The organism is Acidimicrobiales bacterium (assembly GCA_040219085.1).
Classification (GTDB): domain Bacteria; phylum Actinomycetota; class Acidimicrobiia; order Acidimicrobiales; family JAVJTC01; genus JAVJTC01.
Map to the genome: position 1 here is coordinate 78,177 of JAVJTC010000031.1, position 15,509 is coordinate 93,685.

The window sequence follows — 15,509 nt, forward strand, 5'->3', positions numbered from 1 at the left end:
TATGCGTGGCGGCAAGCGTGCTGAGGAGATCGGGGAAGCCATCGACGACGCTCGCGTGGATCTACGCGACCTGGTCGGTCCGGTCCTGCTCGCGATTCTCGTCATCGAGGCCTCGTCGATCGTTCTCGTCGACGCGGTGTCGCCCGACGTCCCGGCGCTGGCACAGGTGGCGGTCGACCTCGGAATCGTCTTCGCGGTCTCGATCCCGCTCCTGTGGCTGATCGTCGGTCGCGCCATCGGGCGCCGGCTGGCTCGGGAGCGCCGAGTGGCGGCCGAGAAAGACGAGGCCCTGCGCGCCGAGATCGAGACCCGTCGCGACCACCAGCGAATGACCCGTGCAGTCGAGATCGCCGACGACGAAGCCGGCGTGCTCGATGTCGTCGCGCGCGCCACCGTCGAGGTGATGGGTGACGCCCCGGCGGAACTGCTGCTCGCCGACTCGAGCGACGCTCACCTGCGCCGCGCGATGACCACCGGTTCCGCGGTGCCCGGTTGCGGGGTGCGTTCGCCGCGGGAATGCATCGCGGTGCGCCACGGGCGTCCGCTCCGATTCTCATCGTCTGAACGGATCGACGCCTGCCCGCGGCTACGCGGGCGCGAGCTGGGGGCCTGTTCGGCGGCGTGCGTTCCCCTGACCGTGCTGTCCAAGTCCGTCGGCGTTCTCCACGTCGTCGGACCCGAGCACGAGCCCCCATCGGCTGCCGACACGGAGCGGCTCGGGTTCCTGATGGCCCAGACGGGCAACAGGCTCGGAATGATCCGTGCGCTGGCCGACAGTCAGCTGCAGGCGTCGACCGATCCGCTCACCGGCCTCGTGAATCGGCGCACATTCGACGAGGCGGCTACCAAGCTCGCCGAACGGGGCAGGTCCTTCGCCGTGGTCATGGCCGACCTCGACCACTTCAAGGATCTGAACGACACCTACGGGCACTCGACCGGCGACCGCGCGCTTCGGCTGTTCGCCTCGGTGCTGCGTCGCTCGGTCCGCACCGAGGAGGACGTCGTCGCCCGCCACGGTGGCGAGGAGTTCGTCCTGTTGCTGCCGGGGAGCGGGCGTGCGGCCGCCCTAGAGGTCGCAGAGCGGATACGGACCGAGCTCTCGGCCGCGCTCGGCGACGGCAGCCTGCCCATCTTCACCACCAGCCTCGGTGTCGCCGACTCGACCGATGCAGCCTCGGTCGCCGGGGTCGTCGCCGCCGCCGACGAGGCCCTCTACGCGGCCAAGACCTCTGGCCGTGATCGTGTCGTCGGGTATGACGCGGAACCATCCAGGGCGGAACCCGGCGTGTCGGATGCAGCCGAGACGGAAATCCGCGTCGACCAGGGAGGCGGCGATCCCCCCGGCTCGCCGGCGACCCGGCGCGTGGCCGGCCCGTCTCCCGTGACGCAGCCCGCCTAGTCTGGAGCGACGAGGTACGGGTCCATCACAGGCCCGGGTACACGACGGAGAGGGGACGGTCCGGTGATCATCGGCGTTCCACGCGAGATCAAAGACTCCGAACGGCGGGTGGGACTGAGTCCCGCAAGCGTCGCCGAGGCGGTCGGCCACGAACACACCGTCCTGGTCGAGACGGGGGCCGGTGAGGGTTCGGGTTTCTCCGACGCGGACTACTCGGCGGTCGGGGCGGAGATCGAGGCCACGGCACGCTCGGTCTTCGAACGCGCCGAGCTCATCGTGAAGGTGAAGGAGCCCCAGGCCTCCGAGCGGGCGATGCTCGGCCCCCGGCACACGTTGTTCACGTACCTCCATCTGGCGCCCGACCCGGATCAGGCGCGCGAGCTGATGCAGTCGGGCGCAACGTGCATCGCATACGAGACGGTGACCGACGCCAGAGGGGGCCTCCCGCTGCTCGCTCCGATGTCGCAGGTGGCCGGCCGCCTCGCCGTGCAGGCCGGGGCCCACTGCCTCGAAGGCCCTCAGGGCGGCTCCGGGATTCTCCTCGGCGGCGTTCCCGGTGTCGTGCCCGGCCACGTCGTCGTGATCGGTGGCGGTGTCGTGGGGTCCAACGCGATCGAGATGGCGATCGGCCTCGGCGCCGACGTGACCGTCCTCGATCGCGACGCCGCGGTGCTCGGGCACCTCGCGGACCGGTTCGGTCCAGCGCTGCGGACGGTCTACTCGACGCTCTCGTCGCTGACGCAGTTCGTCATAGCGGCGGACCTCGTGATCGGTGCGGTTCTCGTGCCCGGCGCCGCGGCGCCGAAGCTGGTGACCGCGCAGCATGTGAGCGCAATGCGACCCGGGTCGGTGGTCGTGGACGTGGCCATCGATCAGGGAGGCTGCATCGAGACGTCGCATCCGACGACACACAGCCATCCGACCTTCGTGGTGGACGACGTCGTGCACTACTGCGTTGCGAACATGCCCGGTGCCGTGCCTCGTACGTCCACGCTGGCGTTGAACAACGCGACGCTCCCGTTCGTCATGTACCTCGCAGACCATGGAATCCGCGCCGCCCTGCGGAGCTCCGGGCCCCTGCGCGACGGGCTGAACATCCACAGGGGCCACGTGACCGAGCCCGCCGTCGCAGCTGCTCTGGGAGTGGAACTCGTCACAGACCCCGATTTGAGCTGACGGGGCAGACGGACACGACACAGCGCCGCCGCGATTTCCACAGCCCTTCAGTTCACCTTTCCGCAGCCGTAACCCCCGCAGAATACGGTCACCATGTGGCATCTCCCGACCTCGAACATTGGAACGAGCGGCGTTGGGTACACGGCAGCGTCCTCGGTCCGACGTCGATCGAGCGGATGCGCACGTGTGCGGCGGATCTCGCCGAGGGGGCCGGCGTCGGTCCGATCGACATCGGACTTCCCCTACGGACGCTGTTCAGTTCGGCTCGACTCAAACGGGAAGCCTCGCTTCTACTCGGCCGGGAGGCCTGCCTCGGCGGGGTGGTGGTGCCGACCGCGACCGAGGGCATCGAGGTTCCGCCGGGCCGCCTCGCCGCGATGCTGTCGCTGTCGGTGTCCCGCGACGGCGCCTGCACCGTCGTGGAGATCGAAGCCGACTCCGGGCACGATCCTGTGCCGGTGGCCCTTCCCGTGGGCGCGGTCGTATGGGTTGCAGGGGCGTGTTCGGGTGCCTGGCCGAGCGATGGGGAGTCGGGACCGGTCGTCGTGGCCGCCTACGGCCCCGTCGACGTCGCGAGCCCCGGTTCGGGCTGTCGGGAACTCCAGCAGACATCGAGCTGAGCGGTGGCCTCATCGGCGGGGACGGTCGTCGACGAGATCCTCGGACTTCTGCGGTGCGGGGCCGACGTCCGTCTCGACGAGCCGGTGAGCCAACTCGACCACGCGCTACAGACCGCCGCGTTGGCCGAGGCGGCCGGAGCGTCGGCTGGTCTCGTCGCTGCGGCGCTGCTCCATGACATCGGACACCTCCTCGCACACCGGGCTCACGACGGGTCGTGTCGCCCAGGAAGCGGGGGGAGGCACCACGAGGCCGTGGCTGCCCGGTATCTCGCGCCCTTCTTCGGGTCTGCGGTGACCGCGCCGATCGCCCTCCACGTCCGCGCGAAGCGGTACCTCTGCGCCGTGGAGCCCGCGTACGTGAACAGGCTCACGCCCGCATCGCGGTGGGACCTCGCCGCTCAGGGAGGACCACTCTCGGCGCATGGGGTTGACGGCTTCGAAGACCTGCCCTGGGCTCTGGACGCCCTCGCCCTGCGCCGCTTCGACGACGCGGCCAAGACACCTGGGTCCGTCACAGCGGACCTCGAAGGTCACCGTCGCCTCCTCGAGTCGCTCGTCACGAGCCACCTCCGGGGTCGCAGCCGGGCGCAGGTTCCGGTTCCCGCGGCGCCCTGAGGGTTCGACCCGCGCCTCGAGGGCTCCTCCGGGCCACCGGCGGGGCTCCGACCTGCCCGGTATCGTGGCCCGATGCAGCGCTCCGGGCCCCGGCACGTGCTGGCCGTCGACATCGGTGGAACCAAGGTCGCCGTGGGGGTCGTCTCCAGAGACGGTGAGATCCTCGCACGGGGGCAGGCGCCCACCGCCGCCGCCGCAACCGGTGAGGAATTGTTCGGGACCGTCGTGGAGCTCGCCTCCGACGCGATGTCGGCTGTCGACGAGGCGCCGACCATCTGTGGCGTGGGGACCGGTGGTCCCGCCCGCGAGATGCACCGGTTGATCTCGCCACTCAACATCGCGGTGTGGCGGGACTTCCCGCTCGGCGAGCGGCTCAGCCGCGAGCTCGGTCTGCCCACCCACGTCGAGAACGACGCCAAGGCCCTCGCCCTCGGTGAGGGGTGGCTCGGCGGGGCGCGCGGGGAGACCGACTACATAGCGATGGTGGTGTCGACCGGGGTCGGTGGGGGCATCGTCCTCGAGGGGAGACTGCTCCACGGCGCCGACGGCAACGCGGGCCATGTCGGTCATGTCTTCGTCGAACCCGACGGGCGTGCCGATGCCTCGGGGGCACGCGGGAATCTGGAAGGTCAGGCATCGGGCACCGCCATCCGGGCCGTCACGGGCGCCGACCCAGCTACTGCACCTGTCGAAGTGCGGCGCCACGTGGGCGAGCTCGTCGGGCGCGGCATCGCCTCCGTCGCCAATCTGCTCGACCTGCGGTTGGCTCTGGTCTCAGGGTCCGTCGCGCTCGGCTATGGCGACGACTTCTTCGATGCCGCGCAACGAACTGTGGACCAGCTCTGTCGGCTCGACCACTCGCGGGGCACGGTCGTGCGCCCGGGGGAACTCGGCGCGGACGGCCCGCTGATCGGCGCGGCAGCGGTTGCGCTGCGTGCGGCGGGAATGAAGATCCTGCCCGCCGACTGAGGGTTCCTGCGCCCGCCCCGTGGGTGTGAGCGGGCGCGTCAGCTCTGTCGTCCCCTCAACCAGGCCTCGAGCTCCTCGGCGAGTTCCTCGGCGCTGGGTACCAGCTCGTCGGAGGAGTCGACAGATCGCTCGAGTTCTGCGACGTAGTCGGCGATCTCGGGGTCCTCGGCGACGGCGGCGTCCACCTGGCGGCGCCAGTCGCGTGCGTCGTCGTCGAGCTCCTCGGCGCCGCCGTCGACGCCCAACACGAGTTCGAGACGGGCCAGCAGTGACCGGGTGGCCTCGGGGTTCGGTGGCGAGGGTACGTAATGGGGGACCGCCACACGCAGCGACACGGCGGGGATGCCGGCCCTGTCGAGTTGATCGTGCAGCACGCCGACGAGCCCGGTCGGGCCCTCGTAGGACGGTGGCGCCAGCCCCAGCCGGTTCGCGAGATCGGGGTCCGAAGAGGACGCCACGACGCCGAGCGGGCGGGTGTGCGGCGCCACGCCAACAGTTGCGCCGAGGGTGACCACCACCTGTACCCCGCAGTGGTAGGCGACCCGGGCGACGTGCTCCGCGAAGGTGGGCCAGCGCAGGTGCGGCTCGACACCGGCGAGTAGAACCAGGTCACGGCCCGATACGCCCGAAGCGGCGGCGAAGTGGTTCTCGGGCCAGACGACCGTCCGCACGGCGGCTTCGTCGAAGGCGATCTCGGGGCGCCGCTGGGTGAAGTCGAAGAAGGGGTCGGGGTCGATACGGGCGAACGCTTCGGCACCGTGGCGTTCCGCCAGCCGCGCGACCGCCGTCGTAGCAGCACCAGCGGCGTCGAAGAGGCCCTCGAAGGCCACGACCATGAGCGGCGCGTCGAGTTCGGGATCGTCATCCCAGTGGAGTTCGCTCATCGGACTCCAGCCCCTCTCACGCTCGCCGGCTGTGCCCTTTCAACCCTAGCGACGGGTCGGGGGCCTCCGAGTCCCGGGGCGGTCAGACCGCGACGATCGCGAGGAGGGCGCCGATCGCGATGGAGGGTCCGAACGGGAGTTCCCGCAGCCGGCCACGCGTGGCCGCGAGCAGCACGACTGCGATGACGCCGTTGAGGACGAAGGCGGCCAGCGCACCCTGGAGGAGGGTCGACCAGGAGAACCAGCCGAGGAGGGCGCCGGTGCCGAAGCCCAACTTCACGTCGCCGCCCCCGAATCCTCCCGGGCTGATCGCATGCAGGGCGAGGTACACGGCGAACAGCGCGAAGGCCGCGCCCACCGAGCGACCGAGGGCACCGAATCCGCCGTCGGCGATGGTGGCGATCGTGACGACAGTCAGCACGGTCGCAGCGAAGGTTGCGTTGAGGCGGTTCGGGATGCGTAGCTCGCGTAGGTCGATCCACGTCGCGATCGCAAGGAACGGCAGGCAGGTCGCCACCACGACGGCGTCCCACGCATCCGCCGAGTCGGCGGCGAAGAGGCCGACGATGCCGACGAGCAGCGTCCCCACCGCGGCGGCAATGGGGCCGACCGTCGCTGACGGCTCGGTGGCCGTCGTCGCCTCCACCGCTGTCACTCCGAGAACAGGGTGTCGTCGATCAGCGTCTCGGACAGGAATCCCCCCTGGGGGTCGAACCGGAAGCTGGAGAAGCGCTTGTGGAACTCGAAGGAGATCGGTGCCGGTCCGTCGCGGTTCTTCTCGATGGTCAACACCATGAGACCGCGGGCTTTCTCCAACATGGTCAGATCGTAGGCGAGGTGGTTCTTGGACAACGCCGTGGACTTGTCGTTGAGCAGCATCAGCAGGTCGGCCTCGTGAACCAGGGCAGCCGCTGCGTTGAGGTGGTCGACGCGGAGACGACGCTGGCGCAGGCCCATCTCGTTCACGGACGCCGCTGCGATGACCGCGACGTCGTGGTCGACGGCGAGATCCTTGAGGCCGGCGGCGACGACGGTCGCCTCGCTGTGCCCCCCGTTCGGGCCGGCGGGGACCTTCTGGATGAAGTCGACGAAGAGCGCTCCGCCCGAGCCGACCGACGAATCGGCGATCGACCTGAGCGCGCGCAGGTCAGTGCTACGGACCGAACCCCTGTAGAGAACGAGGTTGTCGCCGTAGTCGCTGATCTCGTCGTAGGCGATGCGCAGGGCCGGGTGGAAGTCGACGAGTTGTTCACCGCTGCACCGGCCCGCCACGTGGTCGCGCACCTTCGTGCGCAGGTGTTCGATGGTGGTGGCGTCGACGTCGGCCGCCACCTCGCCGAGCTCGAGCGTCAGCAGGCGCCCGAGCATGGCGCGTTCGCCGTGGTCGTAGCAGACGTAGGCGACCTTCGTCCCCCGTTTCGCCATTTCCCGGGCCCACTGCATCAACATGACGGTCTTGCCCGTGCCGGGCTTTCCGCCGGTGACGACGAGGTTGCCGGGGGAGAATCCGCCGTTCAGGAACGTGTCGAGGGGGTGATACCCCGTCGCGAGGGGACCGGCCGTTTCGCCGCGCCGTGCGACGGCGAGGCTCAGGTCCGCGAGGAGGCGACTCGCTGCGAGGGGTTCGACCGAAGGGGTCCGTTCCTCGATCTCGAGTTGCGGGATCATCGTCATCCTCCGAACACCCCCGAGTCCATGATCCTGATGGCCGCGGGGCCCATGATCACGACGAACAGGGCCGGGAGGATGGTCAGGATCAGCGGGAAGACGAGTTTCACCGGCGTCTTCATGGCGGCCTCCTCGGCTCGCATCCTGCGCTTGTGGCGCATCTCCTTGGCCTGCACACGCAGCACGCGGGCGAGCGGCATGCCGAGCCGTTCGGCCTGGGTCAGCGCGAGCAGGAAGTGGCGGAGGTCCGCGGAATCCGTGCGTTCCAGGATCGCACCCAGCGCATCGCTGCGACGCACGCCGAGCTGGACGTCCTGCATCGCCCGTCCGAGTTCGTCACACAGCGGCCCCTCGTCCTCCTTGACCACGCGGGCCATGGCCGCATCGAAGCCGAGGCCGGCCTCGACCGACACGGTCATCTGGTCGAGCACGTCGGGCAGCTGGTAGTTGATCTCACGGCCACGGGTCTCGGCGAGCTTGTTGAGCTTGAAGTCCGGTGCCATGTACCCGGCGAAGCCGAGGCCGAAGAGCACGAGAACGCCCATCCCGCCACCGTTGGAGCGGAAGTACAGGAACCCGAATGCGAACCCGGCGATGGCCAGCAGGGCCTTCATCGCGAGGATCCGCTCGGTGGGCCACTTGTGGGAGAGCCCCGCGTATCGCACCTTCTTGTCGAGGTTGTCGATCATGCCGGTCGGCGTCAGTCGACGGGTGCGGCGGCCCAGACCCCGCAGGATCGGGCTGAGAAGCCGGTCGCCGGCGCTCTCGCGCAGCACGGCCTCGCGCATGTCGGTGATTCCGGAGAGGTCGGCAGCGGTGCTCGCGCCGGCCGCCTGGGTGAGGAAGGCCCACATGATGAGGCCGATCGCGGCGATCACCGCAGCGGCGCCGACGTAGATGATGAGGGGGACGTCCATCAACATTGTGACTCCTTTCTCAGTAGCGGATATTGACGATCTTCTTGATCCACAGGCCACCGATGCCGAGCAGCGTCGCGCCGAACGCGAGGGCCCCCCAGCCGCGGGCGTCCTGGAACAACAGGTTGATGTAGCCCGGGTTCGTCAGCTGGATGAATCCGGCCACGAAGATCGGCAGGATCATGAGGACCAGTGCCGAGAGGCGTCCCTCAGCGGTGAGCGAGCGGACCTGCGCCTTCACCTGCGCACGGTCTCGAATGGTTTCCCCGACGTTGTCGAGGATCTCCGCCAGGTCACCGCCGAGCTCACGGTTGATACCGATCGCCCGGATGACCCACAGGAAGTCCTCGTTGCCCACCCGGGCGTAGATGCCTTCGAGGGCATCGCCGAGGTCGCGACCGATGCGGGTCTCGACGACGGCGCGGGTGAACTCCTCCTTCGTCGGAGACTCTGTCTCCTCGGTCACACCGTTGAGCGCCTGCTGGACGCCGTACCCGGCTCGCAGGGTGCTCGACAGGATCATGAGGGTGTCGGGTAGCTGGTCGGCGAACCTCGTCCTGCGTCGGTTGGCCTTGAAGTTGACGAGGACCCGGGATCCGAAGGCCACGAGCGCTGCCACGACCAGGCCACCGATCGGGCCGAACAGGATCGAGAACACGAAGAAGCTGCCGAGAGAGGCGCCGATCACGACCGCCACGAACTCGCCGGGGCGCATGTTGATCCCGGCCGAGTCCAGCGCCCGGTTGATACCGCGGGCCTTCTCCTGGTTCTCGAGCACCCGGTCCGTGAAGAGCGAGAAACGCTGGCCGAGGCGTGCGATCGTGCTCGGCGCCTCGCGCAGGTCGGCGTGGGCGCGCTGGACGGCCTTGCGCGGGTTCGGCTTCGAGGCCGTCGCGAAGATCGTGCGCAACACCATGGCGAGAGCGATGAAGAACGCCGCGCCACCGATGTAGAGGCCGTACTCGCTCACGAATCCGGGGTTCTTGACGAGGCGCGAAGCCGGCGCCCCGAGTTCGATGTCGCCGACGTTCGGCGGCAGTGTCGTGCCCGTCACCGGGCTTGCCGCCGCACCGGGGGAGAGCTCCACTGTGGCCTGGGTCTGCACGAGAGTGTCCTCGGCGAGGACCACCACCCGAAGAACGACGGGGCCGTCGGAGGTCGCAGCGAAGCTCAGGTTGTACGTGTTCGCGACGCGCCCGGCGATCGAGTCGTAGATGTCGCCGAGCTGGTCGAGTTCAGATGCGCTGTAGGTGTTGCCGCCGGCGCGCGAAGCGAGCTCGCTCAGACCTGACAGGTCGGCTTCCGGGCTCTGGAGCCCGACGGCGTAGAGCGAGGCGTTGTGTTGGCTCACGGCTTCCGCTGCTGTCGCGATGGAAGCGTTGCTCACCGTGTCTGCGCCATCGGACAGGACGACGACGAAACTCTGGACGCCGTCACCCCCCACGAGGAGATCTGCGGCGGTCACCACGGCGTCGTAGAGCGCCGTGTCCCCGCTCGTCTGGAGCGCCTCGATCGCCGCTGCGGTCGCCTCGCGGTCCGTGGTCGGCGGTGCGGCGACCAGCGTCTCGCCGCCGAACCCGACGACCGAGACCGTCGCGTCGGCGGGGAGCGAGTCGACGAAAGTCGTCGCGGCGGACTTGGCGGCTCCCAGCGGTTCGCCCTCCATCGACGATGACGTGTCGAGGACGATCACGACCTCGACGGGGTCGGTGACCTTCTCGACGCTCACCTCCCGTTCGACGCCCCCCTCGCTCAGGGCGAACGCCCCGGCGCGCAGATCGACGTCGGTGAAGACCCGGGGTACCCGCACGGTCACTGTGACCTCGGGGTACTCGGAGCTGTCGACCGACGCGATCTGGATGTCGGCTTCGGTCAGGTCCTGGGCGCGTGCCGGGACCGCCGTGGCGACGACGCAGGCGATGATGACGGCGACGAACAGAAGAGCCAGCTCACGGGTGATCCTCATCGGTACGCATCCCCGTTCAATTGGGCGAGGACGTTGTTGACGTCGAAGATCTCGCTGGGCAACTCGATGCCCTCACGCTTGAGCTTGTCAGCGAACATCGGGCGCAGACCCGTGGGACGCAGGCGCCCCGCGAACAGGCCGTCCTCGGTGAAGCCCGCGTCGTAGTCGAACTCGTAGATGTCGGCGAGGGTCAACTTGTCGCCCTCCATGCCGACCACCTCGCTGATCTTCACGATCCGCCGGGTGCCGTCGCGTAGACGGGCGATCTGTACGATCAGGTCCAGCGCAGCGGCCACCTGCTCCCGGATGGCCCGCATCGGTAGGTCGACACCGGCCATCAGGACCATGGTCTCGAGTCGTGCGAGAGCGTCTCGGGGCGTGTTGGCGTGGAGGGTGGTCAACGAGCCCTCGTGGCCGGTGTTCATGGCCTGGAGCATGTCGAGAGCTTCACCACCACGGACCTCACCGACGACGATGCGGTCGGGGCGCATGCGCAGAGAGTTCTTGACGAGGTCACGGATTCGGACCTCGCCCTTTCCCTCGACGTTCGGAGGACGGGCCTCCAGGCGCACCACGTGGCGCTGGCGGAGCCGGAGTTCGACGGCGTCCTCGATCGTGATGATGCGTTCCCACTCCGGGATGAAACCCGACATCACGTTGAGCATCGTCGTCTTACCGGTGCCGGTACCGCCCGAGACCAGGATGTTGAGCTTGCCCACGACGCAGGCTTCGAGGAACTCGGCGGACTGCTCGCTGAAGGCCTTCTTCTCGATGAGGTCGGTGACGCCGAGGACCTTCTTGGAGAACTTACGGATGGTGAGCATCGGGCCATCGACGGCCAGCGGCGGGATGATCGCGTTGACACGGGATCCGTCCGGGAGCCGGGCGTCGACCATCGGGGAGGACTCGTCGATGCGACGACCGACCTTGGAGACGATGCGCTCGATCACCTGACGGAGGTGGTCCTGGGACATGAAGCGGGCTTCGCTGCGCTCGATGCTGCCGTTGCGCTCGATGTAGATGGCCTTGTCGCCGTTGACCATGACCTCGGTCACGGATTCGTCGGCGAGGAACCGCTCGATCGGCCCGTAGCCGAGGATGTCGTCCTTGACCTCGTTGACGAGACGGTGCCGCTCGTCGGTGTCGAGAGGGATGTCCTCGGTGCGCATCACCTCGTCGAGCTCGCGCACGACGAAGGTGTGGAGCTGCTCCTGGGACAGGGATGCGTCGAACAGACGCTCACCGAGGCGGGCGAACAGCCCTTCCTGGGCACGCTGCTTGAGCGCCTGCATGGGGTCCATGGGAGCGGTGTCGTTGCGCTCCGCGGTCCCGAAGATGTCGGTTCCGCCCTCGGAGTTGACCACCCCGGCCTGACGGAACATGTCGCCGAGCTTCATCGACCCCACCTCCACCCGCCGCGCTCGTGGTCCTCGGACCTGTCGGGGAGGAAGAAGTCGACCATCTCCCACATGGGTCGCATGGCGGCGTCCTTGGCCTCGTCGGAGAGCAGGGGCTGTCCGGTGTTCGTGGACTGCATCACACCTCTGGATGCCGGGATCTTCGCGATCGCGTCCATCCCGAGCGTCGCCTCGACGTCTTCGGGTTCGAGCCCGACCCGGCTGTCGACCCGGTTCAGCACCAGGTGGCGGCGCTGGGTCGTCATTCCGATGAGGTCGAGCGCCTCGATCTCGCGCCGGGCGGCGCGCACGCTGGCCGTGTCGCACGCGGCGACGAGGATCAGGTCGGTTGCGAACTCCATCGCCATGAGCGCGTGCTCGTCGATGCCGGCGCCCGTGTCGATGACGACGTAGCCGAACAGGTCCGAGAGCAGCGACAACAGCTTCTTGACGTGCTGGGACGACACCTCCTCGGCCTGGATCAGAGAGTCGGGGCTGGCGAGGACGTAGAGGCCGGAGTCGTGGGGTGTCAGGAAGACCTTCAGCGTGGTCAGGTCCAGTCCGCCCTGTGAACTCAGAGCCGCATCGCCGATCGTGCGCTCGGGGTGCAGTTGCAGCGCGTGGGAGACGTCGCCGAACTGGATGTCGAGGTCGACGAGAGCGGTGTTGCCGTCCTGGCGTCGGGCCAGCCCGTAGGCGAGGTTGGTCGCGATCGTGGTCTTGCCGCTGCCGCCCTTGGGTGAGAGCACGCACAGGACCCGCGAACGGTGTTCGTCCTTCTCGTTGAGGGTCTCCCGGATGCGTGAGGCAGTGCCCATTGCACGGTCCAGGGCCTCGGCGACTTCGGTGTCGGTGGCGTCGTCGGCGAGGACGTCGCGGGCGCCGGCCCGCATGGCGTCCATGACGAAGTCGGGGCGCACGTTGCCGACGAGGATGCAGGCGACGTCGGGACGCTCTGCGTTCATCGAGCGGGTCCATGCCAGTGCGATGGCCTCGTCGACGTCGGGACCGATCACGACGACGTCGGGGTTGCCGGTGGTCACGACCTTGACGACGTCTATGGGCGAGGCGTCGACCCAGTCGTCGTTCCACCGCCTCGAGAGCGGTTCGGCGAAACGGGGACCGAGTCCGCCGATCAGGCCCTCGAAGGAGGGGTCGGGTGAGGCGAGGATGATCATTGGTCCGCTGCCTCGGGCTCCGTCGAGTCGAAGACGTTGCCCCGCTGGACCTCCTTGGTGCCGCCCTCGGGAGCGTTCTCGGGCTCCAGGGCGAACCAGATGTCGCCGTTCACGTTGGTGAAGACGAGACGCTCGACGTCGGGGGCGCTGAGGGCGAAGGTCACGAGGAACCCGCCCTCCGGGGCCCGGATCGGCGCCGTGGGATCGTCGGTCTCGGGCTGGGTCGTGATGTCCGTGACCTGGATCTCGGTGATCAGGACCTTGTGCATGAGGATGTGGGTCGTCTCGGGGATCTCTTCTGTCTGATCGGCACTCAACTCGTCCGGTAGCGGAATGGTTCCGCCGTCGTCGAGGACGATGCCGCCACCGTCGAGGAGCGTGGCGGGGCCGAACGAGGCGATGATGGCGACTGTGTCGCCGGCTCTGGGGATGCCGCTGATGAACCGGTCAGCGCTGACCGCCATCGAGAGCTCCAGGTAGCCCTCGGGCTTTTCGACCTGGAGGTCGCGGTTGTCGAACGCCTGGGGCACCACGAGGCGGCTCGCCACGAGCTGCTCGCCCGGGATCAGGTTGACGGAGGCCACCCGGCCGGCCATCGACTCGAGATTCGTCACCGCCGTGGCGGCCCTCACCTTGACGGGTACCTCGTCGACGTCGAGCACGTCGAGGAAGTCCTCGATGGGGGTGCCGGCTTCGACCGGCTCCCGCACGATGAAGACCTGGACCTGCTCCTCGCCGGCCAGGGCGCGCTCTTCAGCGTCCTCCACCCAGCGAACCAGAATGATTGTTCCGAGCGCCGCGAGTGCGATCGCTGCGACGACTCCGATGACCTTACGTTTCACAGCACGCTCCCCTGCCGGATGATCAGTGCGTTGTCCTTATCGGCGGCTTCCTCCCCAATCCTGAGGATCCAGCGGAGGGAAAATCCCGCAGCCCGTGCAGCCGCACGACGTCGACCTCTGGGTGGGGCCTCGCCGGCGGCGACGCTCACACCTCGGCGGGGGCTCCCGCCGTCCATCAGGGGTCTGGGGTCGCCGTCGGTGTCGGTGTCGGCTCGGCGGCGCACTCGTTGGTGCCCTCGAAGCCGCACAGCGAGACCCCGAAGACCCCGAAGCTCGAGTCGTCGCCGCAACAGCCACCCTCGAGCGGCCCGGGGACGAGCACGACCTGGAGGTAGCGGCTGTGAGCGCTCCCCGTTGCCTTGAAGCCGACGAGACGCACGCGGGCGAAGTCCACGATGTGGAGTTCGGCGTTGGCGCCGTTGCACTTGGCCGAGCAGTTGTTGAACAGCGGGACCCCGAACACGATCTGTTGTGAAACGAGGTAGTTCATCGCGTCGACGAGGCTGCCGGAGAACGCGCCGGTGTCACCCTCGTAGCAGGCGCCCGGGTCGTACCACGCGCTCGCGTCGTCGCAGTCCCCCAGTGGGTCACCGTCGTGGACCTCTCCCGGGTATCCCTCCTCCAGCCACGTCTTGATGTCGGAGTTGGAGTTCGAGCCGGCATCGAAGTCGATGATCCCCCAGTTGGAGGGTGCGGTGCCGCAGGGCTCCTCGCCCGAGGGGCCGGGGTCGGGCTTGTTGTACGGGACCGTGATCACGCCCGACTCCGACGACGCGTCCCAGCCGCCGACGAGGTCGCTGAACGTCGAGTCGCAGATACCGAGCGGGCGCAGGCCGGTGGGACTCGTGACCCATCCCCACTGGGCGCGGCTTCGTGATGTGACCGTGCCGTCGTCGATCCCGAGCACCGGGGCGAACTGGTACTCGACGGTGTCGGTCGCCTCGACGGTGACCACGCCACCCACTCCTGAGGGATGCTCGACATAGGTACAGGTGAAGGTCGTGCCGTCATCGACGGTGAACCCGTTCGACTCGAAGCGGACCTCTGCGACGGCCTCCGAACAGCCCACCGCGGGGTCCGCGCCGTCCGCCTCCGTGAGGGCTGCGGCGAGCGCTGCGGCGTCGGTCGCCGTGTGCAGCTTTCGTTCGTCCTGCCAGGCATTGCCGAGGTCCACAGCCATGGCTGCGAAGCCGAGGAAGGCCGTCATGCCCACTCCGACCATGATGGCGACGGCTCCGCGCGCTCCGATGTCACGAAGCCGGCGCCGGAGGTTCCCGACGACCCGGCCTGCGGTGTTCAGTCCGATTCGCACCGGAAATCACCTGTCCCCGTGACGGTGACGTCTCTCGTCATGATGGGTGGGAGCTCGAAATCCATGGAGGCCGTGACGGTCACCGTCACCGATAGGCCGAGGTTCTCCTGGCAGGGGCGGGCGGTGTCGGCGCTCGCTCCCTGCTCGAACACCCGGGTCCCGTAGGGAGCAGGCGCGGAGATCGTGATCGTGCGACCGTCGGGCAACGAGATGCCGCTCAGCGCGTCATCGACCCTCGAGACGACGTCGTCGGAGGTCGTCGAGGACAGGGCGGCGATGCGGGCGCCCTCGCGGGCCGCGGCGTGGACCCCCTGCTGACGGTTGAAGAACAGTCCGAACTGGATGATGCCGAAGACGAGCACCACGAGGATCGGAAGCACGAGCGCGAATTCGATGGCGACAGCGCCGTCGTCGCGCCGCCAGCGGAGCCTCATCGCTCGTCTTAGTGCTGTCATCTCGTGTCTCCGTTCCGGTGCCCCTGGGTGCGCCGCCACAGACCGTGAAGTTCTGGTCTGCAGATCGGCAGCAAGGGCCGTCTTCTTGAGGCGTCCGTCGGGCGCCCGCGG

Annotated in this window: 15 protein-coding genes; 5 read left to right on the plus strand and 10 right to left on the minus strand. The window is 68.6% G+C overall.

The window, feature by feature from the left end; all coding sequences use genetic code 11:
- The first annotated feature begins 1 nt into the window (after position 1).
- From RIE08_13970 to RIE08_13990, 5 genes are all read left to right on the plus strand, one after another.
- Positions 2–1,399: a sensor domain-containing diguanylate cyclase gene (locus RIE08_13970; protein ID MEQ8718713.1), complete on the plus strand. Its 1,398-nt coding sequence runs from the start codon at positions 2–4 to the stop codon at positions 1,397–1,399.
- Positions 1,400–1,462: 63 nt separating this feature from the next.
- The gene (gene ald / locus RIE08_13975; GenBank protein ID MEQ8718714.1) at positions 1,463–2,575 is read left to right on the plus strand and encodes an alanine dehydrogenase; all 1,113 of its coding nucleotides are present in this window, start codon (positions 1,463–1,465) and stop codon (positions 2,573–2,575) included.
- A gap of 95 nt (positions 2,576–2,670) precedes the next feature.
- Positions 2,671–3,195, plus strand: a complete 525-nt coding sequence (locus tag RIE08_13980) for a hypothetical protein (GenBank protein ID MEQ8718715.1) — start codon at positions 2,671–2,673, stop codon at positions 3,193–3,195.
- A gap of 3 nt (positions 3,196–3,198) precedes the next feature.
- On the plus strand, positions 3,199–3,810 hold the full coding sequence (locus RIE08_13985; protein ID MEQ8718716.1) for an HD domain-containing protein: 612 nt from the start codon (positions 3,199–3,201) through the stop codon (positions 3,808–3,810).
- Positions 3,811–3,882: 72 nt separating this feature from the next.
- Complete coding sequence (locus tag RIE08_13990; protein MEQ8718717.1) at positions 3,883–4,779, plus strand: ROK family protein; 897 nt, start codon at positions 3,883–3,885, stop codon at positions 4,777–4,779.
- Between the two features lie 38 nt (positions 4,780–4,817).
- Here the strand turns inward: RIE08_13990 and RIE08_13995 are convergent, their stop codons facing one another.
- From RIE08_13995 to RIE08_14040, 10 genes are all read right to left on the minus strand, one after another.
- On the minus strand, positions 4,818–5,663 hold the full coding sequence (locus tag RIE08_13995; protein MEQ8718718.1) for a PAC2 family protein: 846 nt from the start codon (positions 5,661–5,663) through the stop codon (positions 4,818–4,820).
- Positions 5,664–5,745: 82 nt separating this feature from the next.
- Positions 5,746–6,309, minus strand: a complete 564-nt coding sequence (locus RIE08_14000; GenBank protein MEQ8718719.1) for a prepilin peptidase — start codon at positions 6,307–6,309, stop codon at positions 5,746–5,748.
- 5 nt (positions 6,310–6,314) lie between these two features.
- Positions 6,315–7,331: a DnaB-like helicase C-terminal domain-containing protein gene (locus RIE08_14005; protein MEQ8718720.1), complete on the minus strand. Its 1,017-nt coding sequence runs from the start codon at positions 7,329–7,331 to the stop codon at positions 6,315–6,317.
- A 2-nt stretch (positions 7,332–7,333) separates the two neighbouring features.
- Positions 7,334–8,248, minus strand: coding sequence for a type II secretion system F family protein (locus RIE08_14010; protein MEQ8718721.1), 915 nt, complete (start codon positions 8,246–8,248; stop codon positions 7,334–7,336).
- A gap of 19 nt (positions 8,249–8,267) precedes the next feature.
- Positions 8,268–10,214, minus strand: a complete 1,947-nt coding sequence (locus tag RIE08_14015) for a VWA domain-containing protein (GenBank protein MEQ8718722.1) — start codon at positions 10,212–10,214, stop codon at positions 8,268–8,270.
- Complete coding sequence (locus tag RIE08_14020; protein MEQ8718723.1) at positions 10,211–11,611, minus strand: CpaF family protein; 1,401 nt, start codon at positions 11,609–11,611, stop codon at positions 10,211–10,213. Before RIE08_14020 ends, RIE08_14015 begins: the two co-directional genes overlap by 4 nt.
- The gene (locus tag RIE08_14025; GenBank protein MEQ8718724.1) at positions 11,608–12,789 is read right to left on the minus strand and encodes a P-loop NTPase; all 1,182 of its coding nucleotides are present in this window, start codon (positions 12,787–12,789) and stop codon (positions 11,608–11,610) included. The genes RIE08_14020 and RIE08_14025 overlap by 4 nt, the downstream gene beginning before the upstream one ends.
- Positions 12,786–13,631: a hypothetical protein gene (locus RIE08_14030; GenBank protein ID MEQ8718725.1), complete on the minus strand. Its 846-nt coding sequence runs from the start codon at positions 13,629–13,631 to the stop codon at positions 12,786–12,788. The genes RIE08_14025 and RIE08_14030 overlap by 4 nt, the downstream gene beginning before the upstream one ends.
- A gap of 175 nt (positions 13,632–13,806) precedes the next feature.
- Positions 13,807–14,943: a pilus assembly protein TadG-related protein gene (locus RIE08_14035; protein ID MEQ8718726.1), complete on the minus strand. Its 1,137-nt coding sequence runs from the start codon at positions 14,941–14,943 to the stop codon at positions 13,807–13,809.
- Positions 14,928–15,398 (minus strand): TadE/TadG family type IV pilus assembly protein, encoded by a 471-nt coding sequence (locus RIE08_14040; GenBank protein MEQ8718727.1) that lies wholly within the window; start codon positions 15,396–15,398, stop codon positions 14,928–14,930. Before RIE08_14040 ends, RIE08_14035 begins: the two co-directional genes overlap by 16 nt.
- Positions 15,399–15,509 lie beyond the last annotated feature (111 nt).